This window comes from Paraburkholderia silvatlantica, assembly GCF_003096715.1.
Lineage (GTDB): Bacteria > Pseudomonadota > Gammaproteobacteria > Burkholderiales > Burkholderiaceae > Paraburkholderia > Paraburkholderia silvatlantica.
The window spans coordinates 94,766-117,366 of sequence record NZ_QEOL01000009.1; the positions used below are offsets into that span (position 1 = coordinate 94,766).

19 protein-coding genes are annotated in these 22,601 nt (G+C 65.9%); 12 read left to right on the forward strand and 7 right to left on the reverse strand.

What is annotated here, in order from left to right; translation table 11 throughout:
- Window positions 1-106 precede the first annotated feature (106 nt).
- Window positions 107-1,549, forward strand: coding sequence for an MFS transporter (locus tag C7411_RS14330; protein ID WP_258365423.1), 1,443 nt, complete (start codon window positions 107-109; stop codon window positions 1,547-1,549).
- A 513-nt stretch (window positions 1,550-2,062) separates the two neighbouring features.
- Here the strand turns inward: C7411_RS14330 and C7411_RS14340 are convergent.
- The 5 genes from C7411_RS14340 to C7411_RS14360 form a co-directional block, all read right to left on the reverse strand.
- Window positions 2,063-2,920: an SIS domain-containing protein gene (locus tag C7411_RS14340; RefSeq protein ID WP_110384940.1), complete on the reverse strand. Its 858-nt coding sequence runs from the start codon at window positions 2,918-2,920 to the stop codon at window positions 2,063-2,065.
- An 84-nt stretch (window positions 2,921-3,004) separates the two neighbouring features.
- Window positions 3,005-4,015 (reverse strand): ABC transporter permease, encoded by a 1,011-nt coding sequence (locus C7411_RS14345; protein WP_110384941.1) that lies wholly within the window; start codon window positions 4,013-4,015, stop codon window positions 3,005-3,007.
- 42 nt (window positions 4,016-4,057) lie between these two features.
- A complete protein-coding gene (locus C7411_RS14350; protein ID WP_110384942.1) occupies window positions 4,058-5,602 on the reverse strand; it encodes a sugar ABC transporter ATP-binding protein in 1,545 nt (514 codons plus the stop codon).
- Between the two features lie 95 nt (window positions 5,603-5,697).
- Window positions 5,698-6,675, reverse strand: coding sequence for a sugar ABC transporter substrate-binding protein (locus tag C7411_RS14355; RefSeq protein ID WP_110384943.1), 978 nt, complete (start codon window positions 6,673-6,675; stop codon window positions 5,698-5,700).
- Window positions 6,676-6,744: 69 nt separating this feature from the next.
- Window positions 6,745-8,169, reverse strand: a complete 1,425-nt coding sequence (locus C7411_RS14360) for an FAD-binding oxidoreductase (protein ID WP_110384944.1) — start codon at window positions 8,167-8,169, stop codon at window positions 6,745-6,747.
- A 209-nt stretch (window positions 8,170-8,378) separates the two neighbouring features.
- Here C7411_RS14360 and C7411_RS14365 point away from each other — a divergent pair, with 209 nt between their 5' ends.
- From C7411_RS14365 to C7411_RS14420, 11 genes are all read left to right on the forward strand, one after another.
- A complete protein-coding gene (locus C7411_RS14365) occupies window positions 8,379-9,023 on the forward strand; it encodes a glucose-6-phosphate isomerase (protein WP_110385063.1) in 645 nt (214 codons plus the stop codon).
- Window positions 9,020-9,988, forward strand: coding sequence for a shikimate dehydrogenase family protein (locus C7411_RS14370; RefSeq protein WP_110384945.1), 969 nt, complete (start codon window positions 9,020-9,022; stop codon window positions 9,986-9,988). The genes C7411_RS14365 and C7411_RS14370 overlap by 4 nt, the downstream gene beginning before the upstream one ends.
- 106 nt (window positions 9,989-10,094) lie before the next feature.
- Window positions 10,095-10,868 carry an SDR family NAD(P)-dependent oxidoreductase gene (locus tag C7411_RS14375; RefSeq protein WP_110384946.1) on the forward strand — a complete coding sequence of 258 codons (774 nt, stop codon included), beginning with the start codon at window positions 10,095-10,097 and terminating at the stop codon, window positions 10,866-10,868.
- A 2-nt stretch (window positions 10,869-10,870) separates the two neighbouring features.
- Window positions 10,871-11,785: an MBL fold metallo-hydrolase gene (locus C7411_RS14380; protein WP_133253657.1), complete on the forward strand. Its 915-nt coding sequence runs from the start codon at window positions 10,871-10,873 to the stop codon at window positions 11,783-11,785.
- 49 nt (window positions 11,786-11,834) lie between these two features.
- Entirely contained in the window at window positions 11,835-13,352 is a 1,518-nt protein-coding gene (locus tag C7411_RS14385) for a xylulokinase (RefSeq protein ID WP_110384948.1), read from the forward strand.
- The gene (locus tag C7411_RS14390) at window positions 13,349-14,059 is read left to right on the forward strand and encodes an HAD family hydrolase (protein ID WP_110384949.1); all 711 of its coding nucleotides are present in this window, start codon (window positions 13,349-13,351) and stop codon (window positions 14,057-14,059) included. Before C7411_RS14385 ends, C7411_RS14390 begins: the two co-directional genes overlap by 4 nt.
- Window positions 14,053-15,159 carry a glycerol dehydrogenase gene (locus tag C7411_RS14395; protein ID WP_110384950.1) on the forward strand — a complete coding sequence of 369 codons (1,107 nt, stop codon included), beginning with the start codon at window positions 14,053-14,055 and terminating at the stop codon, window positions 15,157-15,159. The genes C7411_RS14390 and C7411_RS14395 overlap by 7 nt, the downstream gene beginning before the upstream one ends.
- Window positions 15,160-15,161: 2 nt before the next feature.
- Complete coding sequence (locus C7411_RS14400) at window positions 15,162-15,950, forward strand: SDR family NAD(P)-dependent oxidoreductase (RefSeq protein WP_110384951.1); 789 nt, start codon at window positions 15,162-15,164, stop codon at window positions 15,948-15,950.
- A gap of 653 nt (window positions 15,951-16,603) precedes the next feature.
- Window positions 16,604-18,856 (forward strand): TonB-dependent receptor, encoded by a 2,253-nt coding sequence (locus C7411_RS14410; RefSeq protein WP_110384952.1) that lies wholly within the window; start codon window positions 16,604-16,606, stop codon window positions 18,854-18,856.
- Window positions 18,857-18,866: 10 nt separating this feature from the next.
- Window positions 18,867-19,676 carry a tetratricopeptide repeat protein gene (locus C7411_RS14415; protein ID WP_110384953.1) on the forward strand — a complete coding sequence of 270 codons (810 nt, stop codon included), beginning with the start codon at window positions 18,867-18,869 and terminating at the stop codon, window positions 19,674-19,676.
- Window positions 19,673-20,356, forward strand: coding sequence for a Fe2+-dependent dioxygenase (locus C7411_RS14420; RefSeq protein WP_110384954.1), 684 nt, complete (start codon window positions 19,673-19,675; stop codon window positions 20,354-20,356). Before C7411_RS14415 ends, C7411_RS14420 begins: the two co-directional genes overlap by 4 nt.
- A gap of 41 nt (window positions 20,357-20,397) precedes the next feature.
- Here C7411_RS14420 and C7411_RS14425 read toward each other — a convergent pair whose 3' ends face one another.
- Together C7411_RS14425 and bktB are read right to left on the reverse strand one after the other, a co-directional pair.
- Window positions 20,398-21,267 (reverse strand): 3-hydroxybutyryl-CoA dehydrogenase, encoded by an 870-nt coding sequence (locus C7411_RS14425; protein WP_110384955.1) that lies wholly within the window; start codon window positions 21,265-21,267, stop codon window positions 20,398-20,400.
- A gap of 35 nt (window positions 21,268-21,302) precedes the next feature.
- On the reverse strand, window positions 21,303-22,490 hold the full coding sequence (bktB, locus tag C7411_RS14430; protein WP_110384956.1) for a beta-ketothiolase BktB: 1,188 nt from the start codon (window positions 22,488-22,490) through the stop codon (window positions 21,303-21,305).
- Between the last annotated feature and the right edge of the window lie 111 nt (window positions 22,491-22,601).

Sequence of the window (22,601 nt, forward strand, 5' to 3'; positions counted from 1 at the left end):
GAACGATCACGAAAGCTGTAAACTGCATGTCCCCTAATGCACTTTCAGCCGCGCGATTCGAAGATTTCGCGCGCCATAGCGCAAACCAGCAAGGAAGATACTGCTCGTGACTGGCCGCTTCAGTTTCAACTGGAAGAACTTCGATCCTTCCTCGCCGGATTCCGTCGCTGTCGTCTCAACCCTCATCGTTGCGTGCGCCTTCTTCATGGAAGCGATAGACGCGAACATCATCGTCACGGCACTGCCCGCCATGGCGCGCGGCTTCGGCAAAGATCCCGTCGCGCTGAAAATCGCCGTAACCAGCTATGTCGTCAGCCTCGGCGTGTTCATTCCGGTTTGCGGCTGGCTCGCCGATCGCTTCAGCGCGCGCGCCGTGTTCCGCACCGCCATCGGCATTTTTGTCGCCGGTTCGCTGATGTGCGCCGCCTCGCCGTCGCTGCATCTGTTCACATTCGCGCGCTTCATACAAGGCATCGGCGGCGCGTTGATGGTACCGGTGGGCCGCATTATCGTCGTACGGGCCGTGCCGAAGCACCTGTTCATTCGCGCAATGAACTATCTGAGCATCACATGGGTCGTCGGCCCTATCCTCGCGCCGCTGCTCGGCGGATTTATCGCTACCTATCTGCACTGGCGGATGATGTTCCTCATCAACGTGCCTGTCGGCATCCTGGGCATTTACCTGTCGGGGAACTACATCGCCAATACGAAAGAAGCGCATCCTGGCGCCTTCGACTGGGCTGGCTCTGTGCTGTCTGCATCAGGCGCGACTCTCGTGCTGCTGGGGCTGTCGCTGGTCGGCAGCGGCATCATCGAGGATTTCACGGCTTGGGAGATGTTCATCGCCGGCGCGATCCTGCTTGCGATCTACGTCCTGCATGCGCGGCGGGCGACGCATCCTGTGCTCGATCTGCGTTTCTTCGACATTCCGACCTTTCGCGCGAGCGTGCTCGGCGGATCGCTGTTCCGCATCGGATGCGGCGCGATACCGTTCCTGCTGCCGTTATCGCTTCAGGTCGGTCTGGGGAAATCGGCGTTCGAATCGGGGCTCATCACCTGCGCAACGGCTTTCGGCAGCCTGTTCATGCGACCGCTGATGTCGATGACGCTGCGCCGCTTCGGATTCCGGCAAGTCCTTCTCTACAACGCGGTGTTTTCGGCGATCACCACGTCGCTCTGCGCATTCTTCACGCCCGGATCTTCGACGCTGACGATCTGGCTGATCGTCCTCGTCGGCGGCTTCTTTTCCGCCCTGCAGTTCTCGAGCCTCAACTCGATGCTTTATGCGGATATTCCGGGCGCGAGCGTGGGCCGCGCGACGAGTCTCGGCAGCGTCGTACAGCAGGTGTCACTGGGGCTTGCGGTCGCGGTCAGTGGCATCGTGCTGCAGATTTCCCGTGCGCTCCACGGCCACGCGCAAGTCGAAGCATCGGACTTCTGGCCCGCCTTTCTGATCGCCGGACTCTTTGCGCTCGGTTCAATCCCGCTGATTTACCGGCTGCCGGCGAATGCGGGCGATGAGATGGCCCGCGCAAAGGCGAAATCTTGAGCCTGGCACGATCGAGAATTTGCAGGCCGAGGTTAAAGGAAATAAATCTCGACTCCTGCTCCATATTTCCATTCTTGAAGGCGTTAAACAGGGAGTCGCGAGAACTGGTCTCACTCGGGGAACGGGCCAGCCCCTCGCGTTTAGCACCATTCGGTGCTCACCATGATCCAGCAAAGCCTGCGCCGCCAGGCGCCTGCTGACGTGACGCTGTATGAGGTCTCGTGGTTCAGTTAGTGTACGGCGCTCTGAGCCGCATGGCATCGGGTCAACCTGAGACCCCTCGCGGAGAACTCCCACGTTGTTGCGTTCGAGCGCCGCGTTGCAGACATCGGCGGAATGCCGATAGCCGCTGCATGGCGCGCCCCCGGACCTCAAACCGTCTTCAGCATCCCGCCCGTCACCACGGCTACCTTGCCACACAGTTTCAGATCCATCGAGTGTCTCCTGTATCGCGCCCCGTCAGTGCTGCCGGAGTCGGTCTTCTTCGGATTCGCGGGCGCTGCGCGCGAGCGTTCAGATCACGCCCGAAGAGCGCATATCGGCGAGATGGCGCTTCATGTCCTGGACGTCGAGCGCATGGGCTTCGCCCTTCTTCAATGCCACGCTGGTCGACAGGATGTCTACGATCACGAGCGCCGCGAGCCGCGAGGTCGTGGGCGTGTACACGTCGGTGTTCTCCAGCGTCTCGGCCACCACCGCCACGTCGCAGTAGCGCGTGAGCGGGCCACGCGAGCCCGTGATCACTACCACGCTCGCACCGCGCTCCTTCGCCGTGCGCGCCACTTCGATGAGCGAGCGCGTCGATCCCGTGTTCGAGATCGCCACCACGGCGTCGCCGGGCTTGAGCATCGAGGCTGCGATGAACTGCTGGTGCGAATCCTGGTGCGCGATGCAGGGCACACCAAAGAGCGGAAACTTCTGCTGCGCGTCGAGCGCCACGATCCCGGAAGCACCAAAGCCGAAAAACTCGATGCGTTGCGCCACCGCGAGCAGATCCACGGCGCGCCCGATCGCCTCGAAGTCCAGCTTCTTTCGAGCCCAGTCCAGGCTCGTGATGGTGTAATCGAAGATCTTGGTGGCCACCGTTTCGGGCGTGTCGGCGCCCGAGAGCACCGAGTGCGTGGCAGGCGCTCCCAGCGCGAGGCTCTGCACCGCGCGGATCTTGAACTCCTTGAAGCCGCTGCAACCGATGGTGGCGCAAAAGCGCAGCACCGTGGGCTCGCTCACCTGCGCAAGCCGCGCGAGTTCGGACAAGCTCAGGTCCGCGATCGTGTGCACGTTGGCGAGAATGTAATCGGCGACTTGCCGGCTTCCGCGCCGCAGGTTCGGTCGGGCACGGTCAATCACTTCAAGAATGTTGTAATCGGGCACGCGTAAATTCCTTCGTCGACAGGCTGGCGCAACGCCAAGGCCGCATGGCGGTCACATGCGGCTGTCATGCGGTTACGACGCAGTTTAGCGGAAGAGCCAGCGGCGCCAGAAAATCGGGCCCTGCTGCATGAGCACCGCCGCGACGATGATCGCGCCCATCACCACCTGCTGGTGATAGCCCGGCACGCTCGCGAGATTCATGATGTTGCCGATCACGCCGAGAATCAGCACGCCCATGAGCGTATTGAGCACGCCGCCCTTACCGCCCGCGAGGCTCGCGCCGCCGATCACCACGGCGGCGATCACGGTGAGCTCGTCGCCCACGCCCACGGTCGGTGCCCCCACACTCGCGCGCGAGGTGGAGATGATGCCCGCCATGGCCGCCAGCACGCCCGAGAACACGTAGGTGCCGAGTACATGGCGCGCCACCGGCACGCCGGAAAGCCGCACCGCCTCTTCGTTCGAGCCGATGGCGCGCACCACGCGCCCGGCGCGCATGCGCCCGAGCGCAATGCCGCCCAGCACGAACACGATCAGCATCACGAGTGTCGGGCCCGGAACGCCAAGGTAGCTGTGGCGGCCGAAGTCGAGCAGCGCCTGGCCCGCGTCGTCGACCAGGATGGGCGAACCGTTCGAGACGATCATGGCGAGGCCGCGCGCGACCGTCATCATCGCGAGCGTGACGACGAACGGCGTGAGGCGGCAGAACGCCACGAGCACGCCGGAGACGAGCCCGCACAGGCCGCCGGTCACGAGCGCCGCGGCCAGCGCGAAGGCAAGTCCATGCTCGGGAATGAGCAGCGCCGAGAGCACGCTGCCGAGCGCGGCGACCGAGCCCACCGAAAGGTCGATGCCGCCCGTAAGCACGACCAGTAGCATGCCGACCGACATGATGCCGACGCCCGCCACCTGGCGCGAGATGTTCGAGAGGTTCGCGACGGAGAGGAAGTCGCCGGAGACGAACGAGGCGGCCACGATCAGCACGACGAGGATCGCGACCGTGTTGAACTTGCGCGCGGCTTGCCAGCCGTGCTTGAGCGACGCGATGCCGGAGCGGCGCTCGCGCGGGTCGGAGGTGACGGCGCTGGGGTTCATGATAGGTGTCTCCAGACTGATTGAGCTTGATGAGCTTGAGGGTCAGACATGTGTGAGCGAGGCGTTTTCACGCTGGGGTGCGCCGTGCGGGCTGCCCTGCGTTTCGCCCGGATCTCGGCGCAGCGAGAGCGAGAGAATCGCTTCTTCGCTGTACTCTGCGGGTTGCAGTTCGCCGCGTATGCGGCCGTCGCCCATCACGAGAATGCGGTCGCACAGGCCGATCAGCTCCTGATGCTCCGACGAGATCACGAGCACGGCCTTGCCGCGTTCGGCAAGCTGGTTGATGAGCGTGTAGATCTCGACTTTCGCGCCCACGTCCACGCCGCGCGTGGGCTCGTCGAGAATGATGAGATTGCCGTCAGCGTGGAACCACTTCGCGAGCACGACCTTCTGCTGGTTGCCGCCCGAGAGCGTCGAAACATCGGCGTCCATCGAACGCGCCTTGATGCGCAGCGCGTCCATGAGATGCGCGACGCAGTCGCGCTCGCGCCTGAAGGCGAGAAAGCCACCTGGCGCACTCACCGACTTGAGCGCCGCAAGCGTTACGTTGATGCGGATCGGCATCCTGAGCACGGCGCCCTGGCCCTTGCGGTCCTCGGGCACGAAGCCGATGCCCGCGCGCACCGCCGCTCCCGGCGAGCGTGCGCTCAGGCGCCGGCCATTGAGCTCGATCTCGCCCGCGTCGGGCCGGTCGGCCCCAAAGATCAGACGCGCGACCTCGGTACGTCCCGAGCCGATCAGTCCGCCGAGCCCCACCACCTCACCCGCGCGCACCTCGAACGAGACACCGCGCACCGCGTCGCCGCGCGCAAGATCGCTCACCTTGAGCACGAGCTCGCCGCGCGTGGCGTGCCGCTCGGGAAACAACACCGAGAGCGGGCGGCCCACCATTTTGCGGATCAGTTCGTCCCGCGTGAGATCGGCTGGCTTGAGCGTGTCCACGCGCTTGCCGTCCTTGAGCACGGTAATACGGTCGGCGACCGCGAACACTTCTTCGAGGCGGTGCGAGATATAGACGATGCCCACGCCCCGCGCGCGCAGCCCACGCACGATCCGGAGCAGGCGTTCGGCGTCCGAGGGCGCGAGCGCGGCGGTCGGCTCGTCGAGCACGAGCAGCTTGAGCTCGCCGGAAAGCGCCTTGGCGATTTCGATCACCTGGCACTGCGCGGCGGACAGCGTACCGACGAGCGCCGCCGGATCGATCTCGAACCCAAGGCTGTCGATCAGCGCGCGCGCTTTTTCGCGCAGCGTGCGCCAGTCGATCATGCGCGGCAACGCACCGAGAAACACGTTCTCAGCCACCGAAAGATCGGGTGCGAGCGCCGTTTCCTGGTGAATCACGGCGATGCCCTCGGCGAGCGCCGCGTGGGGATTGCGCAGCACAATCTCGCGCCCCTCCACGCGAATGACGCCAGCGTCGGGCTGATGGCCGCCACCGATCACGCGCATGAGCGTCGACTTGCCCGCGCCGTTTTCGCCAACGAGCGCATGCACCTCACCGCTCATCACGTCGAAGTCGATGTTCTCGATCGCGTGAATGCCGCCAAAGCGTTTGTCGATGCCCGTGAGCGCGATGAACGGAATCATGTAACTCTCTCCACTCGAACAGGCGCGCCGCCTTACGTGCGGCGCGCTTTCGTCTTCAACAGCCAGAACATTCGCAGACCTGAAAAACGGCCGCTTCAGAAGATCGCCTTCGGGTTGTAGAACTTGTCGACATTGCCCTTGGAGATCGCCGCCGAGGGCGTGTACGACACCTTCGGCACGTTCACGGCGTCGCCCTTCGCAGCCTTCACGCCGATGTCCACGGCGGTGCGCGCCACGAGCGCCGGGTCGTTGAGCGCGGTCACGCCGTACTTGCCCTGCTTGATGAGCGCGAGCGCTTCCTTCTGACCGTCGGCGGCCGCCACGAGCGTGATCCCCTGGCGGTTCGCGCTCTCGATCGCGCGGCGCGCGCCGAGCACCATGCTGTCGTTCTCGCCGAGCACCATGTTGATGTCTTTGTTGGCCACGAGCAGGTCTTCCATCGCCTTCAGCCCGCCTTCATCGGACCAGTTGCCCCAACCCTGGCCGACGATCTGCACGTTGGACTTGCCGGTCTTTTCGAGCTGCGCCTCGATGATCCCTTCGAGCACGCCGTCGCGGCGCTCCTTGCCCACCGGATTGCCCTTCTCGCCCGAAATGAGCGCGATCTTCAGCGGCTTGTCGCCCATGTTGTCGACGACCCAGCGGCCCACCAGCGCGCCGTTCTGACGATTGGACGACTGCACGAGCGTGAGGTAGTTGGCCTTCGGGTTGAGCGTGCTGTCGATCACCACGACCTTCACGCCCGCCGCGCTCGCGGCGTTCACCGCGCCCACCAGCGCTTCGGGATCGGCCGGATCGATCACGAGCACCTTTACGCCGCGCGTAACCAGGTCCTCGACGTCGGCGATCTGCTTTTGCATCTTGCCTTGTGCGTCGGCAACGATCACGTCGGCGCCAAGCTCGGTGGCGCGCGCCTTGGCCGACTCCATCGCGGCGGCGAAGTATGGCGCGTTGAGCACCTTCATCGAAACGCCAACCTTCAGCTTGTCCGCGGCGAACGCGGGCGCGGTGGCCACTATGCCGGCCGCGGCAAGCGCGGCGGCGCACATCAGCTTTTGCATGAGACGCGACATGTCTCCTCCTTATATAGGTGTGTCACGCGGTAAAACGGCGCGTTGCGCGCGGTGCGGCGTCGTGCAGGTTCATGACGCGAGCAACTTGCCGGGATTCAGAATGCCGAGCGGATCGAGCGCGGCCTTCACGGCGCGCATGGCGGCCAGTTCGGCCGGGGTGCGCGAGAGCGCGAGTACCTCGAGCTTCCTGGTGCCGATACCGTGCTCCGCCGACACCGAGCCGCCCATCTCCCCCGTCACGCCGTACACGGTTCGTTTGACTTCGGCGGCGGCGCTCGCGGGCCAGTCCGGCTGCTGCACGACGATGTGCAGGTTGCCGTCGCCGAGATGGCCGTAGATCAGGATCGTGGCGTCGGGCCAGTGCGCGCGCAGGCGTTCGTCGCAGCGGCGCGCTGCCTCGCCCACGTCGGCAATGGAAAAACTGACGTCGAACGAGACGCGCCCCGGAATCAGGCGGCCATACTCGCCGGGTGCGTCGCGAATCGCCCAGAACGCGGCGGCATGCGTTTCATTGGCCGCGAGCGCGGCGTCTTCGAGCGTGCCCGCTTCGAGCATGTCGGCAAGGAAGGCTTCGAAGGCGGCGCTCTGGCTTTCGGGCTCGGCGCCGCTGCTTTCGAGCAGCACATAGAACGCGTGACGTCCGGCGAGCGGCGCACGCAGTTCGGGCAGACGCGTGAGCACGAAGTCGTAGTATCCCGGCCACATCACTTCGAAGGCCGAAACACCGGCGGGCAGGCGCTCCTGCGCAAGACGTAGCAGCGTCGTGACGCTGGCGTAGTCGGGCACGCCGCACCATGCGGTCGAGACAGCGCGTGGCTTCGGGCGCAGCCGCAACACCGCGCGCGTGATTACGCCGAGCGTGCCTTCGCTGCCGATTAGCAGATTGCGCAGGTCGTAGCCCGTGTTGTTCTTGATCATTTTGCGCAGGCCGCCCACCACGCTGCCATTAGCGAGCACGGCCTCCACGTCGAGAGCCTGCTCGCGCATCATCCCGTAGCGGATCACGCGGTTGCCGCCAGCGTTGGTCGCGAGATTGCCGCCGATGGTGGCGCTGCCGCGCGCGCCCAGATCGAGGGGAAACATGAACCCTGCGGCGTCGGCGGCTTCCTGCACGGTTTGCAGCGGCACGCCCGCCTGCACCGTCATGGTCGCGCTCACCGGATCGATTTCCTCGATCTCATTCATCAGTTCGAGGCTCAACGCCACCTCGCCGCCCAGCAGACACGCGCCGCCAGCGAGGCCGCTCAACCCGCCCTGGGTCACCACCGGCTGACAGTGCGCATGGCAGATGCGCAGTGCTGTGGCCGCCTGTTTGGTCGTGCGCGGACGCACGAGCGCAATGGGCTCGGCGCACGGCATGCGGCTCGAATCAGCGTGGCTGCGGCCGGCGAACTCCGCCGGCAGGCTCACCACACTAGCGCCAAGCGCCTCGCGCAAGGCTTCCACCACGGGTGCGCCGGCCGAGCCGAGCGCCTGATGAGCGCTTTCCTGCATGCTTGCCTCCTGCTTTTTTCGTGTTGCCTCACTGGTCGCGAAGCGTGGGTTATTCGAGTAAAAACGATAGTAACACTACTATTAATAAAGTGAAAATAACGATAACACTCGGTATAAACCCGAATAGTCGTTTGTTTCGCAAACTATATCATCATAAATACTAACGTTTAGAAAACCACACGGACCCAATTTCGACGGAGATGAAAGCGATGCAATGGCCCGAACCGCGTTCGTTCGACGTGGATCTGGCGACCGGCCTGATGGCCGGCACCGGTTCGCACTATCAGAAACGCCTTGGCGATCTCGCCGGGCTCTACGCCGACACGCGCGCCTTCGAGGCGCTCGCGGCCTCGCGCGGCGATGAAGTCGTTTATGAAGTCACCGACCACAGGCCCAACGCGAACGCGGGCGACCTCATCACGGGCGTGACCCGCATGAGCGCCGGCAAGGTGGGCGATGAGTTCTTCATGACGCGCGGCCACATCCACGCAAACGTAGACCGACCGGAGCTGTACTTCGGCCTCAAGGGCCATGGTTTGATGCTGATGGAGGCGCCCGACGGCGAGACGCGCACCGTCGAGATCCGCGCAAACACGATGTGCTACGTGCCGCCGCGCTGGATTCACCGCTCCGTGAACCTCGGCGCAAGCGACTTTGTGATGCTGTTCTGCTACCCCGCCGACTCGGGCCAGGACTACGCGATCATCGAGCGCTCGAACGGCATGCGCACGCGCATCGTCGACGACGGCAAGGGCGGCTGGCAAAGCGCGCCCAATCCCGCCTGGCGCGCGCGCACGCATGCGGAGATCGACGCGCTGCTCGCGTCCCACACTGAAATGGAGCAGGCACGATGAGCTACGCTGCCGCCACGAAACCGACCTTCTACTTCATCGGCGTAACCACCGCCCAGAGTTCGATCATGCATGTGTTCCCCGCGTGGGCGCGCCATCTCGGGCTCGGCAATGTCGAGATGAAAGGCATCGACTTCGCGCCGCACGCAAGCGCCGAGGCGTATCGCGAAGCGGTGGCGTTCATCCGTCGCGATCCGCTCTCGCTCGGCGCGCTCGTCACCACGCACAAGATCGACCTGTACGCCGCGTGCGAGGATCTCTTCGACGAGATCGACACGCACGCGCGCATCATGGGCGAAACAAGCTGCCTCTCGAAACGCGATGGCAAGTTTGTGTGCCACGCGAAAGATCCCATCACATCGGGCTTCGCGCTCGACGGCTTCCTGCCGCCGGAGCATTTCGCGCACTCGGGCGCAGAGGTGTTTTCGATGGGTGCGGGCGGCTCGACGATCGCGCTCACCTGGCATCTGATGCAGCAAAGCCGTGGCGCGAACCGACCCTCGCGCGTGATCGTCTCGAACCGCTCGGGCGAACGTCTCGAGGAAATCGAGCGCATACACCGCGAGCTCGATCTGGGTGTGCCGTGCGAGTACGTGATCGCGCCACGCCCCGAGGACAACGACGCCGTGGTCGCGCGCCTGAAACCAGGTGCGCTCGTGATCAATGCGACCGGCCTGGGCAAGGACGCGCCGGGCTCACCGCTCACAAACGCGGCACGCTTTCCCGAGCGCGCCATTGCATGGGACCTGAACTATCGCGGCAATCTCGTGTTCCTCGATCAGGCGCGCGTGCAGCAGGAGGCCCGCCATTTGCAAATCGAGGACGGCTGGACCTATTTCATTTACGGCTGGACGCGGGTGATAGCCGAGGTGTTTCATATTGACATTCCGACGCACGGCCCGGCTTTCGATGAAATCTGCCGGATCGCCGCCGCGGCCGGTAAGCCGCAGGCAACACAATCGGCGTAATCAGCCCACGCCACGTAGCCAGACGCACTATTGGACGTAGAGCCACAGCAGCCAGTCGTGCGAGCGCGCGCTGGCGCACTCATTCACTCCATTCGAAGGACCGACGATGTATCTCGACAAATTCCGCCTGGACGGCAAGCTCGCCGTGGTGACGGGCGCGGCGCGCGGGATCGGCTACGCGATCGCCGAAGCGCTCACGCAGGCCGGCGCGCGTGTCGTGCTTACAGACATGGACCAGGGCGCACTCGACGCTGCCGTGAGCAAGCTCGCGGCAGCGGGCACGCAGGTCGAAGGCGAACGGCTCGACGTCACCGACGTGGCCGCCGTACAGCGCGTGCACGACGCGGTGATCGCGCGCCACGGCCGCGTGGACGTGCTCGTGAACAACGCGGGCATCGCCATCTCGAATCATCCCGCCGAAACCATGACCGACGAAGTATGGGACCGCGTGATCGACGTGAATCTCAACGGCGTGTTCCGCTGCTGTCGTGCGTTCGGCAAGAGCATGCTGGAGCACGGCGGAGGCAGCATCGTGAACGTGGGCTCGATGTCGGGCTTTATCGTGAACCGGCCGCAGGAGCAGGCGAACTACAACGCGTCGAAGGCGGGCGTGCATCACCTGACGCGCTCGCTCGCCGCCGAGTGGGGCGCGCGCGGCGTGCGCGTGAACGCCGTGGCGCCCACCTATATCGATACGGAGATGAACAAGTACGTGTACGAGAACGAGGAGATGTATCGCCACTGGGTTGGCGGCACGCCAATGAATCGGCTTGGCCGCGTGGACGAAGTGGCCTCGGTCGTGCTCTTTCTCGCCAGCGAGGCCGCGAGCCTGATGACAGGCTCGATCGTGCTCGCCGACGGCGGCTACGTGTGCTGGTGAGCATGAGCACCGCGCGTCTTTCCATCGACGTCGAGACCTTCGAGATGCCGCTTGCGGCGCGTCTGGCCGCGCCGCAAGCGCATGCGCCGGTCGCCTCCGCCGACGTCGCGCTCTACTGGCTCGGCCAGGCGGGCTTCGTGATCGAGGGCGCGGGCTTGCGCCTCTTGATCGACCCGTATCTTTCCGATTCGCTCGCGCGCAAGTACCGCGGCGCGCACTATCCGCACGAGCGCATGATGGCCGCGCCAATCGCACCCGAAGATCTCGAACGCGTCGATCTCGTGCTCTGCACTCACCGCCACACCGACCACATGGACCCGGACACACTGCAACCGCTCGCGCGGCGCTTTCCCGGGCTGCGTTTCGTGGTACCCGCCGCCACGCTCGACGAAGCGGTGAAGCGTTGCGGCGTGGATGCCTCGCGCCTGATCGCAGTCGACGCGGGTGAGCGCGTGCAACCGCTGGCAGGCGCGCCAGGACTCAGCGTCACGCCGCTCGCCTCGGCACATGAAACGCTCGACGTCGATGCGCAGGGCCGGCATCCGTGGCTTGGCTACATGATCGAAATTGCGGGTGTGCGCATCTATCATTCGGGCGACTGCGTGCCCTACGCGGGACTCACCGGGCACGTGGCCGCGCTCGCGCCGCATGTGGCACTGCTGCCTGTGAACGGGCGCGACGCCGAGCGCAGCGGCAACGGCGTGCCGGGCAACTTCACGCTAGACGAAGCAGTGACGCTCGCGAAAGACGCCGGCGTGCGCGTGATGATCGCGCACCACCATGGCCTCTTCGACTTCAACACGATCGCGCCTGGCGAGATCGACGCGCGCATTGTCGGGGAGCGCGGCGCGCTGGCGCTCTACCGCGCGCGCACGCAATGCGCGTGGCGCGTACGCGCCCATGCGGGCAGCGCCTGAACGAGGCACTTGAACGAGGATATTCCCGACGACGATGGGACAAGCAAGCATGGAGACAACCTATCTGGCGATCGACGTGGGCACCGGCAGCGTGCGCGCCGCACTCGTCGATGCGAGCGGCAAAATCCGTCGCCTCGCCGCGCGCGAGCACGAGCAGATCGTGCCGCGCTATGGCTGGTCCGAGCAGCGTCCACTCGACTGGTGGACGGGCGCTGCTCACGCGATCCGCGAAGTGCTCGCGGCCGAGCCGGGAGCGGCGCAGCACATCGCCGCGATCTGCGCCTGCGGACAAATGCACGGCACCGTGCTCATCGACGCCGATGGCGAACTCACGCGCGAGGCCGCGCCGCTCTGGAACGACAAGCGCTCCGCCGCGCAGGTCGAAGCGTTTCGCGCTCGCCACGGCAGCGGCCCCGGTGCGCACGCCTGGCTCGCGCGTACCGCGAATCCGCCTACGCCCGCCTGGCCCGGCTTCAAGCTCCAGTGGATCCGCCAGCACGAGCGCGACGCCTACGAACGCGCCACGACCGTGCTCATGCCGAAGGACTACGTGAACTTCCGGCTCACCGGCGAGCGCGCGTGCGACTGGAGCGACGCCTCGATGACCTTCCTGATGGACCCGCAAACGCGCGCGTGGTCACCGGTCATGCTCGATGCGCTGGGCCTCGACGCGCACAAGCTGCCGCCCATCCGGGCGCCGCACGAATTGCTCGGCGCGGTCACGAAGGCGGCCGCGCAGGCCACGGGGCTGCGCGAAGGCACGCCCGTCCTGGTGGGCGCGGCCGACTATCCGGCCTCGGTGCTGGGCTCGGGCGTGTATGAGCGCGGCCTCGCCTCGGACATCACGGGAACCTCGTCAATCATCACCGTGATCGCCGACACGCCCATGCTGCACCCGGAGGTCTCGAACGTCGCGACCTGCGAGGGCTTGTGGGGCCGCTTCACGCTGCTTGATTCGGGCGGCGACGCCATGCGCTGGGCGCGCCGCGCGTTCCACGAAAACGCGCTCTCGTACGAGGACGTCGCGCGCAAGGCCGCCGAAGCGCCCGTGGGCGCCGAGGGCCTCTTCTTCCTGCCGTATCTCACCGGCGAGCGCTTGAGCGCGCAACCGAACTCGCGCGCACAGTTTTTCGGCATCGCGGCGCACCACGGCCTTGCGCACCTGCATCGCGCCGTGCTCGAAGGCGTGGCCTTCGGCGTGCGCCGCAACTTGGCGATGATCCAGCCCGCGGGCGTAGCGATCGAGCGGCTGGTGGCGGCTAGCGGCGGCGCGAAAGCCGCATTGTGGCTCGATATCAAGGCCAGCATGTATCGCACGCCGGTGCTCGTGCCCGCCGAGGTCGAATGCGGCGTGATGGGCTGCGCGCTGCTCGCGGCCACCGCCACCGGACGGTTTGCGACACTTGGCGACGCCGTGCGCCGTTTCGTGCGCTTCGCGCGCGAAGTGCAACCCGACCCGCGCGCTGCCGACACCTACGACCGCATGATGCCGATCTTCGAACGCCTCTATACACACTCGCAGCAGTTCTACGACGACCTCGACCGTTTCGCCGGAGACAACGCATGAACACACCGCCACGCGCCGTGCTCTGGGATATGGACGGCACGCTCGCGCTTAGCGAACCGCTGCATATGCATACCCTGATCGCGGCGCTCGCGCACTGCGGCGTTCAAGCGGGCGACGAATTGCATCCGCTGATGTTCGGTCGCACCGGTCTCGACGTTTATCGAATCTGCCGCGAACGCTTCGGCATCGAAGTGGATTTCCCTGCCTGGTCGGCGCTGCGCGCCGCGCGCTACGTGGCCGAAGCGCCGCAGCTCGAAGCGCGCCCCGGCGCGCTCGAAATCTGGCGCGCCGCGCACGCGGTCGGGCTGCGCCAGGCCGTCGTTTCGAACGCGGGCCGCATGCTGCTCGAAGCCAATCTGAACGCGCTCGGGTTGCAAGCGCCCGAGCGTGTCTCGGTGAGTGCCAACGACGTGCGGCACGGCAAGCCCGACCCCGAAGCCTACCTGCGCGCCGCGTACCTGCTGGACGTCGTGCCCGCCGAGGCCATCGCCATCGAAGACAGCCCAACGGGCGCGCGCGCCGCACTCGCCGCCGGCATGCGCGTACTCGGCTGGCCCGATGCCGGTGCGCAGGAGGCCAACGTGAGCTTTCCGCAGGGCACGCAGATCGTGCACAGCGCGCGCGAGATCGCCGCCGCGCTCGGGCTGTCGGGCGTGCTTTCTTTCGAACCCGCATCCGAACTTACTTCGCAAACCAGACCATGTTGAGAACCAGCATATTCCCCTCGCGCTACGTCCAGGGCGCCGGTGCGCTCGCCACGCTCGACGCCGAACTCGCACGTCTTGGCTCGCACGCTGCATGCCTCGTCGATCGCAACGTCTCGGCGCTGCTCGAACCGGTACTCGCGCGCGCCGAACGAGTCACATTGCAGGTGCGTGAAGTCGATGCCGCCTGCACCGAGCGCTCGGTAGCCGAAACCGCCGGGTGGATTCGCGCAAGCGGCGCGGACGTAGTGGTCTCGTTCGGCGGCGGCAAGGTGATCGACACCGGTCGCGCGGCCGCCGACGACCTGCGCCTGCCGTTCGCCTGCGTGCCGACCATCGCAGCGTCGGATGCGCCGTGCAGCGCGCTCGCGGTGATCTACGACGAAGAAGGCCGCGTGGTGCGCGACCGCTTCGTGCGCCGCAACCCGGACCTCGTGCTGCTCGACACCGCCGTGATCGTCCGCGCGCCCGCGCGCTTTTTCATTGCGGGCATCGGCGACGCGCTGGCGACTTACTACGAAGCCGAAGCATGCCGGCGCGCCCATGCCCGCAACCTGTGCGGCGGGCGTGGCACGGCGCTCGCTTTCGAAGCCGCGCGGCTGTGCCGCGACTTGTTGTTCGCACACGCGCCGCAAGCGGTCGAAGACTGCCGCGCGCAGCTCGTCACGCCCGACTTCGACGCGACGCTCGAAGCCACGGTGCTGCTCTCCGGCATCGGCTTCGAATCGGGTGGCGTAGCGGCCGCGCACGCCATCCATCACGGACTCGCCGACCTCCCTTCGTCGCACAGCCTGCTGCACGGCGAAAAGGTCGCGATCGGCGTACTCGCCTCGCTGTTTCTTTCGACCGTGCCCGACGACGAACGCCAGCGCGTGTTCCGCTTTTGCCGCGCGGTCGGCCTGCCCACGCGCCTCGCCCAGATCAACGTCGACGCGGACGACAACCACGCGCTCGAAACCGTGTCGGCACGCGCCTGCCGCGCCGGCGAGATCATTCACAACGAGCCCTATCCCGTCGAGCCCGCCATGGTAGTCGCCGCCCTCAAGGCAATGGACCGCTACGGCGCGCGCCTCGGCACACTCATCCAGCAAGGAGCTGCCTGAACATGACACAAACCGCCCCGCAAAAAGACTCTGCGGAAAACCAGGAAATCCACGCTTTCCGGGCCGGCCTCTTCAGCGGCAAGACCGTGCTCGTCTCGGGTGCGACGAGCGGGATCGGCCTCGCGATCGCTGAAGGCTTCGCCTCGCTCGGCGCACGCGTGATCGCTACGGGCAGCTCGTCCGCCAAGCTCGAAGCGCTGCGCGCCGACGGCGCGCTCTCGCACATCCGCTTCGAGCGTGTAGACGTGCGCAACGTCGATGACATCAACCGCTTTTGCAGCGCTCTGGAATCGTTGGATGTCCTCATCAATGCGGCGGGCGTGGCACGCCCGATAGAAGAGTACCGCGACGACGTGTTTCGCGAGGTGCTCGACGTGAACCTCACCGCGGCCATGCGCTTTTCGATGGCGGCCCGGCCGTTGCTCGAACGATCGAAGGGCGTAGTCGTGAACATCGCATCGATGCTTAGCTATCTCGCCGACGTGGAAGTGCCCGCCTATTGCGCGAGCAAGACCGGCATCCTGGGTCTCACACGCGCGCTTGCGCATTCGTTCGGCGTGGCGGGCGTGCGCGTGAACGCGATTGCGCCGGGCTACCATCGCACGGACATGACGCGCGCGCTCTGGGAGACCCCTTCGTCGGCGGAGAAGATCGCGGCGCGTGCGGCACTCAAGCGCTGGGGGGAAACCGAGGATCTGGTGGGCGCCGCCGTCTTTCTCGCCTCGCACGCGGCGGCGTTCGTCACCGGTGTCACCTTGCCGGTGGATGGGGGGTATGTGAGCGGCAGCTAGGCCGCGGGACCCCGGCCCGGTTCACGGGCCCTTTGCTTTTGCCTTCAGCTTTCGCCTTCATTCGCAGTCCTGCGGCGAGGCACAGACGAGGCGGCGCCGCCTTCCTCAGCAGCGATTTTTGCCAGTCTTATCGCGCCGTCAAAACTGCATGCCGTGGCTGTCTGCCTTCGGTCGACGGTTACGACCCAGGTGTTGAAGCTGTATCGCCATTTTGATACGGCGCTCCTCCAGCAAAGTCGACAACCCCCGCCAGACAGACGCATCGTCTGCATTCGCGGCGGCCGCGGCTCTGTTTCGTTCGCGTTGCGTTGTATCGCTTGCGGCGGCACGTCGAGGCCGCGAACCGCCGCAACTCCTTCTCGCTCGCATTCTCGATCCCGATCAGCGCATGGCATGTCCGCATGCCGCGCATTTTGACTTAGGTCAAAAACCATCTTCCTCGCGGATTGCCGGCTCATTTCCCGCCAATCGGCGCCCCACGGCCAATCGGCCGTCCCGACCGCACCCGTTCGCCCCAGTCAGCACAAATAAGAACGCTTCTCAATTACAAAACAACCGAATAGAATGTATTGAAATATTTTTGTAATAACCGCGAAATGATATGGAAAGGCTTGCGCCACACCGTCCAGCGCGGATCACCACGAGGAAACGGAATGAAGTCGCGCATCGACGAACTCAAGCTCGGCAAACTCGGCACCACGCTGTGGAGCGTCCTGGCCGCCAGCCCCGCCTTCGCCCAGAACAACGGCACCGCGCCGCCGCCCTCCGACGGCGAAGGCCAGCTGGCGCCGATCCAGATTTCCGGCCAGGCCGAACGCGGCTTCAAGACTGGCCATTCGTCCGACATCAAGTTCACCGCGCCGCTGATCGACACGCCGAAATCGGTCTCGGTGATCCCGCAGGAACTGATCGAAAGCATCGGCGCCGCCACGATGACCGAGGCGCTGCGCACGGTGCCCGGCGTCACGTTTGGCGCGGGTGAAGGCGGCAACCCGCTCGGCGACCGTCCATTCCTGCGCGGCTACGACACGCAAGGCAGCCTGTTCGTCGACGGCATGCGCGACATCGGCGCAACCACGCGCGAAGTGTTCAACACCGAACGCATCGAGGTGGTCAAGGGCGCCGACGGCGCGCTCGGCGGACGCGGCGGCCCCGGCGGCAGCATCGACATCACGAGCAAAGCGCCGCACCTCGGCAACAGCGCGGAAGGTAACATCGGGCTCGGCACCGACAGCTATCGCCGCTTTACCGCCGACGGCAACTGGCAGTTCGCGGACCACGCCGCGTTCCGCCTGAACCTGCTGAGCCACAACAACGACGTGGCCGGCCGCGACGCGGTGAACAACACGCGCTGGGGCGTCGCGCCGTCGGTCGCATTCGGCCTCGGCACGCCCACGCGCGTGACCGCGAGCTACTACCACCTGAACACCGACGACCTGCCCGACAGCGGCATCCCGTACTTCTACACGACCGGCAACAAGCCGGCCGGCGTGAGCACGCTCTATCCGGCAGATGTCGACCGCCACAACTTCTACGGCCTCGTCGACCGCGATTTCCGCAAGACGCAGTCCGATATCGGCACGCTGCGCATCGAGCACGACATCACGCCGGCGCTGACGATCCGCAATACGACGCGCTACACGAAGGCGAGCCAGGACTACATCTGGACCCAGCCCGACGACAGCCAGGGCAACGTCGCGAACGGCATGGTGTGGCGTCGCGCCAATACCCGTGCGAGCGATGTGTGGAGCATCGCGAACCAGACCGATCTGTACGGCGAATTTCGCACCGGCTTCCTGAAGCACAGCTTCGCGACCGGTCTCGAACTGTCGCGCGAGCGTTCGGCAAACGACTCGTACACGGTCGCGGCGGCGAGCGGCGCGATCTGCCGCACCGCCGGCATCGGCGCGCCGTCCGGCTACAACTGCACGAGCCTGTGGAGCCCGAATCCGAACGATCCGTGGGCCGGCAGCGTCAGCCGCAACAACGACCCGAGCCGCCAGCGTACGACGACGAAGGCGCTGTACGTGTTCGACACGGTCGAGATCACGCCGCGCTGGTTCGTGAACGCCGGCCTGCGCGTCGACGATTACTCGACGCGCTTCACGGACACCGCCGCAAACGGCGGCAAGCAGATCACCCGCGACGACACGCTGTTCAACTACCAGTTCGGCCTCGTGTTCAAGCCGGCGGCCAACGGCAGCGTGTACGCGTCGATCGCGACGTCGTCGACGCCGGCCGGCGCGCTGCTCGGCCAAGGCAGCGAAACGCAGTCGCTGACGCCCGGGCGCGGCGGCGTCGGCGTGAACGCGGACCAGCTCGGGCCGGAGAAGAACCGCAGCATCGAGATCGGCACGAAGTGGAACGTGCTGGACAACCGCCTGTCGCTCACCGGCGCGCTGTTCCAGATCGACACGACCAACGCGCGCGTCACGCTGCCGAACAACGAGTACGCGATGGTCGGCAGCAAGCGCGTGCAGGGTCTCGAACTCGGCGTGTCCGGCCGGCTGACAAACGAGTGGCAGGTGTTCGGCGGCTACACGTATCTGCACAGCGAGCTGCGCGACAACGGCAAGACCACGACCGACAACGGCCACGAATTCCCGAACACGCCGCGCAACAGCCTGAGCCTGTGGTCGACCTACGATGTGCTGCCGCAATTCACGGTCGGCGGCGGCGCGTTCTACATGTCCCAGGTGTTCGGCGATACCGCGAACGTGCATGCAGTGCCGTCGTACTGGCGCTTCGACGCGACCGCGCGGTATCGGGTCAACAAGTATCTCGACGTGCAGCTGAACGTGCAGAACCTGTTCAACCGCAAGTACTTCGACCAGGCGTATCCGACCCACTACGTGTCGATCGCGCCGGGACGCTCCGCGTTCGTCACGATGACCGCGCGTTATTAAGGACTCCGCGATGCACGACCCCAAGCATCGCGACGACGACGTGCCGCTGCACGAGCGCGTGCCGTTGCGCGCGCTCGCGTCGGTGTCCGCGGACGCGTTCGCGGCGATCCTCGCCGGCCCGTCCGAACGGGCCGCCGCGTGGGTCGCGGCGGCCGCGCACAACGGCATCGTCGACGCGCAGGCCGTGTACGGCCAGTACCTGCTCGACGGACACGGCGTCGAACGCGACCCGCAGGCCGCGTTCACGTGGTTCCGTCACGCGGCGCGACGCGATCATCCGATGGCGATGAACATGCTCGGCCGCTGCTACGAGAACGGCTGGGGCACCGCGCCGAGCGCGGAAGTCGCCGTCTACTGGTATCGGCTCGCCGCGCGCGCGGGGCTCGACTGGGGTATGTACAACTACGCGTCCGCGCTCGCGCTCGGCCGCGGCATCGAGCCGGACCGGACCGAGGCGCTCGACTGGTTCCGGCGCGCAGCCGCGCTCGGTCACGCGAAGTCGCTGAACTTCATCGGCAGTTTCCACGAAGACGGCTGGGTGGTCGAGGCGGACGCATCGGCCGCGTGCGGCTACTACCGGCAGGCCGCCGAAGGCGGCGACTTCCGCGGGCAATTCAACTACGCGCGGATGCTCGCGGCGCGCGGCGAGATCGACGACGCGCTCGCGTGGCTCGCGCGCGTGCCGCGCACCGCAACGCCCGCGTTCCTCGCTCAGGTGCACGCGTGGCTCTCGAACTCGCCGGTCGATGCGTTGCGCCGCTTCGCGTCCGCGCTGTCGCGCGCGGACGTTCACACAGATATAGGGAGAACCACGACATGATGTTGCATATACCGCAGGTGCTGACCCGCGAGCAGGTCGCGCAGTGCCGCGACGCGCTCGACGGCGCGCAGTGGATCGACGGCAGCGTGACGGCCGGCGTGCAGTCCGCGCAGGTCAAGCACAACCAGCAGTTGCCCGAAGGCTCGCCGGTTGCGCGCGCGATCGGCGACGCGATCCAGGACGCGCTCGCGCGCAACGCGGCGTTCTTCTCGGCCGCGCTGCCGCTCAAGGTCTTTCCGCCGCTCTTCAACCGCTACGCGGGCGGCGACGGCTTCGGCCTGCACGTCGACAACGCGATCCGGCTGCTGCGCGGCAGCGACTTCCGCATCCGCAGCGATCTGTCCGCGACGCTGTTCTTCGCCGATCCCGACACCTACGACGGCGGCGAGCTGTGTGTCGAGGACACGTACGGCACGCATCGCGTGAAGCTGCCGGCCGGCGACATGGTGCTGTACCCGTCGTCGAGCCTGCATCATGTGACGCCGGTCACGCGCGGCGTGCGCGTCGCGTCGTTCTTCTGGATCCAGAGCATGGTCCGCGACGAAACCGAACGGCGGCTGCTCTATCACCTCGACAACGACGTGCAGCGTCTTTCCGCCGAACGCGGCTCGAACGATCCGACCGTCGTGAGCCTCACCGGCACCTATCACAACCTGCTGCGCCGCTGGGCCGACGCGTGAGCCGCACGTCTGACCGTCGCGCCGGGCTCGCGACAACGCTCCTACAGCCCTCCGTCCCCCTGGCCGTAACGGTAGACCCCGCGCCCGGTCTTCCGGCCCAGGCGTCCGGCGGCCACCAGTTCACGAAGCAGCGGGCACGCACGGTATTTCGAATCGCCAAAGTCCTTGTAAAAGACATCCATGACCGAAAGCACCACATCGAGTCCAACGAGGTCGGCAAGCGCCAGCGGTCCAATCGGCTGATTCGCGCCAAGACGCATGCCGGTATCGATTTCCTCGGCTGGCGCGACGCCTTCGGCGAGCAGGAAGAAAGCCTCGTTGATCATCGGCACGAGAATGCGGTTGACCACGAAGCCCGGCGAATTGCGCACGCTGATCGGCGACTTACCGAGCCGCAACGTCAGTTCGTGGACCGCGTCCGCAGCGGCGCTTCCGGTTTCGAGGCCCCGGATGATTTCGACTAGCGGCATCAATGGCACCGGATTGAAGAAATGCATGCCGACGAGGCGCGACGGGTCGCATAGTGCGGCGCCAAGCGTGGTAATCGAGATCGAAGACGTATTGGAAGCGAGAATGGCGTCAGGACGCGCAACCGCTTCAATCTGCGTCAAGATGCGCAGCTTCAGATCGAGGTTCTCGGTGGCGGCTTCGATAATCAGACCGGCAGCATCGAGGCGCTGATAATCCGTGGAGGTCTCGATGCGTGCGAGCGCGGCATTGCTCGCCGCCGCGTCCAGCTTGTCTTTCGCGATGAGCCGATCGAGACTTCCCTTCAGCGCGTTGAGGCCTCTATCGAGCGCGGCTTCACTGACGTCGACCACGATCACGCGCAGGCCAGCGAGCGCGGCGACCTGCGCGATGCCGGAACCCATCGTCCCGGCGCCCACGATTCCCAATGTTTCGATTTGCATGGCTTGGATATGGCGCGCCCGAAGGCGCACGCGATTTACTGGACGTTTTCGAAGATGGCGGCGATCCCCTGCCCGCCCCCAATACACATCGTGACGAGCGCATAGCGGCCACCAATGCGCTTGAGTTCGTACAGCGCCTTCACGGTAATCAGTGCGCCGGTCGCGCCAATCGGATGGCCGAGCGAAATACCCGAGCCATTGGGGTTCACCTTTTCAGGGTCCAGGCCCAGCTCCTGCGTGACCGCGCATGCCTGGGCGGCGAATGCCTCGTTCGACTCGATCACATCGAGGTCCGCGACGGACAGTCCCGCGCGCTGCAAGGCAAGCCGCGTAGCCGGCACCGGGCCGATGCCCATGTAAAGCGGATCGACGCCCGCGTGTGCGTATGCCACGAGTTTCGCCATCGGCGCGAGGCCACGCGCCTTGGCCGCCTCGCGCGACATCAGCAGGACGGCCGCGCCCGCGTCGTTGATGCCGGAAGCGTTGCCCGCCGTGACCGTACCGTTCTCCTTCGCGAATACGGGCTTGAGCTTCGAAAAGTCGTCGATCGTTGCATCGTGGCGCAAATGTTCGTCGGTGTCGAAGACGGTCTCGCGCCCTTTCACCGTGCGTTTGACCGGCACGATCTGGCTGGCGAAGCGGCCCTCGGCGATCGCTCGCGCGGCGCGGCGATGCGATTCGAGTGCGAGATTGTCCTGACGCTCGCGCGTAATGCCGTAGCGACCGGCGACATTTTCCGCCGTCACGCCCATCGGCACCGTGTGGAAAGGATCGTTTAGCGCGCCCAGCATCATGTCGATGAGGCACGCGTCGCCCATGCGTGCGCCAAAGCGGGCCTCGCTCGTGATGTACGGCGCGCGGCTCATGTTCTCGGCGCCAGCGCCGATCGCCACGTCAGCATCGCCGAGCAGAATGGTCTGCGCGGCGGAGACGATCGCCTGCAGGCCCGAACCGCACAGCCGGTTGACGTTGAACGCAGGCGTCGATTCGGGAATGCCGGCGTTGATTGCGGCGACGCGAGAAAGGTAAAAATCCCGTGGCTCGGTGGCGATCACATTGCCGAACACCACATGCCCCACGTCCTTTGCCTCGACGTGGCTTCGCGCGAGCAGTTCGCGCACGACGATTGAACCGAGTTCGCTTGGCGGCACGTCTTTCAGGCTGCCGCCGAATTTGCCGATCGCGGTCCGCACACCGCCCACCACCACAACTTCCCTGCTCATATGGATTCCTCAGTTATCGGTTTGCCGCCTGTGAAGCGCCGGCGCAGCCTGTTTCCACACCTGGTCCCGACCTGATCAGGAAATACCCAGGGCGCGCCGTGGCAATCCTAG

Excerpts from the sequence above, each read along its gene's own strand:
- C7411_RS14420 (WP_110384954.1), top strand. The coding sequence starts at position 19,673 with ATGATGTTGCATATACCGCAGGTGCTGACCCGCGAGCAGGTCGCGCAG.
- C7411_RS14350 (WP_110384942.1), bottom strand. The coding sequence starts at position 5,602 with ATGATTCCGTTCATCGCGCTCACGGGCATCGACAAACGCTTTGGCGGC.
- C7411_RS14380 (WP_133253657.1), top strand. The coding sequence starts at position 10,871 with ATGAGCACCGCGCGTCTTTCCATCGACGTCGAGACCTTCGAGATGCCG.
- C7411_RS14425 (WP_110384955.1), bottom strand. The coding sequence starts at position 21,267 with ATGCAAATCGAAACATTGGGAATCGTGGGCGCCGGGACGATGGGTTCC.
- C7411_RS14360 (WP_110384944.1), bottom strand. The coding sequence starts at position 8,169 with ATGCAGGAAAGCGCTCATCAGGCGCTCGGCTCGGCCGGCGCACCCGTG.
- C7411_RS14345 (WP_110384941.1), bottom strand. The coding sequence starts at position 4,015 with ATGAACCCCAGCGCCGTCACCTCCGACCCGCGCGAGCGCCGCTCCGGC.
- C7411_RS14375 (WP_110384946.1), top strand. The coding sequence starts at position 10,095 with ATGTATCTCGACAAATTCCGCCTGGACGGCAAGCTCGCCGTGGTGACG.
- C7411_RS14410 (WP_110384952.1), top strand. The coding sequence starts at position 16,604 with ATGAAGTCGCGCATCGACGAACTCAAGCTCGGCAAACTCGGCACCACG.
- C7411_RS14415 (WP_110384953.1), top strand. The coding sequence starts at position 18,867 with ATGCACGACCCCAAGCATCGCGACGACGACGTGCCGCTGCACGAGCGC.
- C7411_RS14355 (WP_110384943.1), bottom strand. The coding sequence starts at position 6,675 with ATGTCGCGTCTCATGCAAAAGCTGATGTGCGCCGCCGCGCTTGCCGCG.
- C7411_RS14395 (WP_110384950.1), top strand. The coding sequence starts at position 14,053 with ATGTTGAGAACCAGCATATTCCCCTCGCGCTACGTCCAGGGCGCCGGT.
- C7411_RS14385 (WP_110384948.1), top strand. The coding sequence starts at position 11,835 with ATGGAGACAACCTATCTGGCGATCGACGTGGGCACCGGCAGCGTGCGC.
- bktB (WP_110384956.1), bottom strand. The coding sequence starts at position 22,490 with ATGAGCAGGGAAGTTGTGGTGGTGGGCGGTGTGCGGACCGCGATCGGC.
- C7411_RS14370 (WP_110384945.1), top strand. The coding sequence starts at position 9,020 with ATGAGCTACGCTGCCGCCACGAAACCGACCTTCTACTTCATCGGCGTA.
- C7411_RS14390 (WP_110384949.1), top strand. The coding sequence starts at position 13,349 with ATGAACACACCGCCACGCGCCGTGCTCTGGGATATGGACGGCACGCTC.
- C7411_RS14365 (WP_110385063.1), top strand. The coding sequence starts at position 8,379 with ATGCAATGGCCCGAACCGCGTTCGTTCGACGTGGATCTGGCGACCGGC.
- C7411_RS14400 (WP_110384951.1), top strand. The coding sequence starts at position 15,162 with ATGACACAAACCGCCCCGCAAAAAGACTCTGCGGAAAACCAGGAAATC.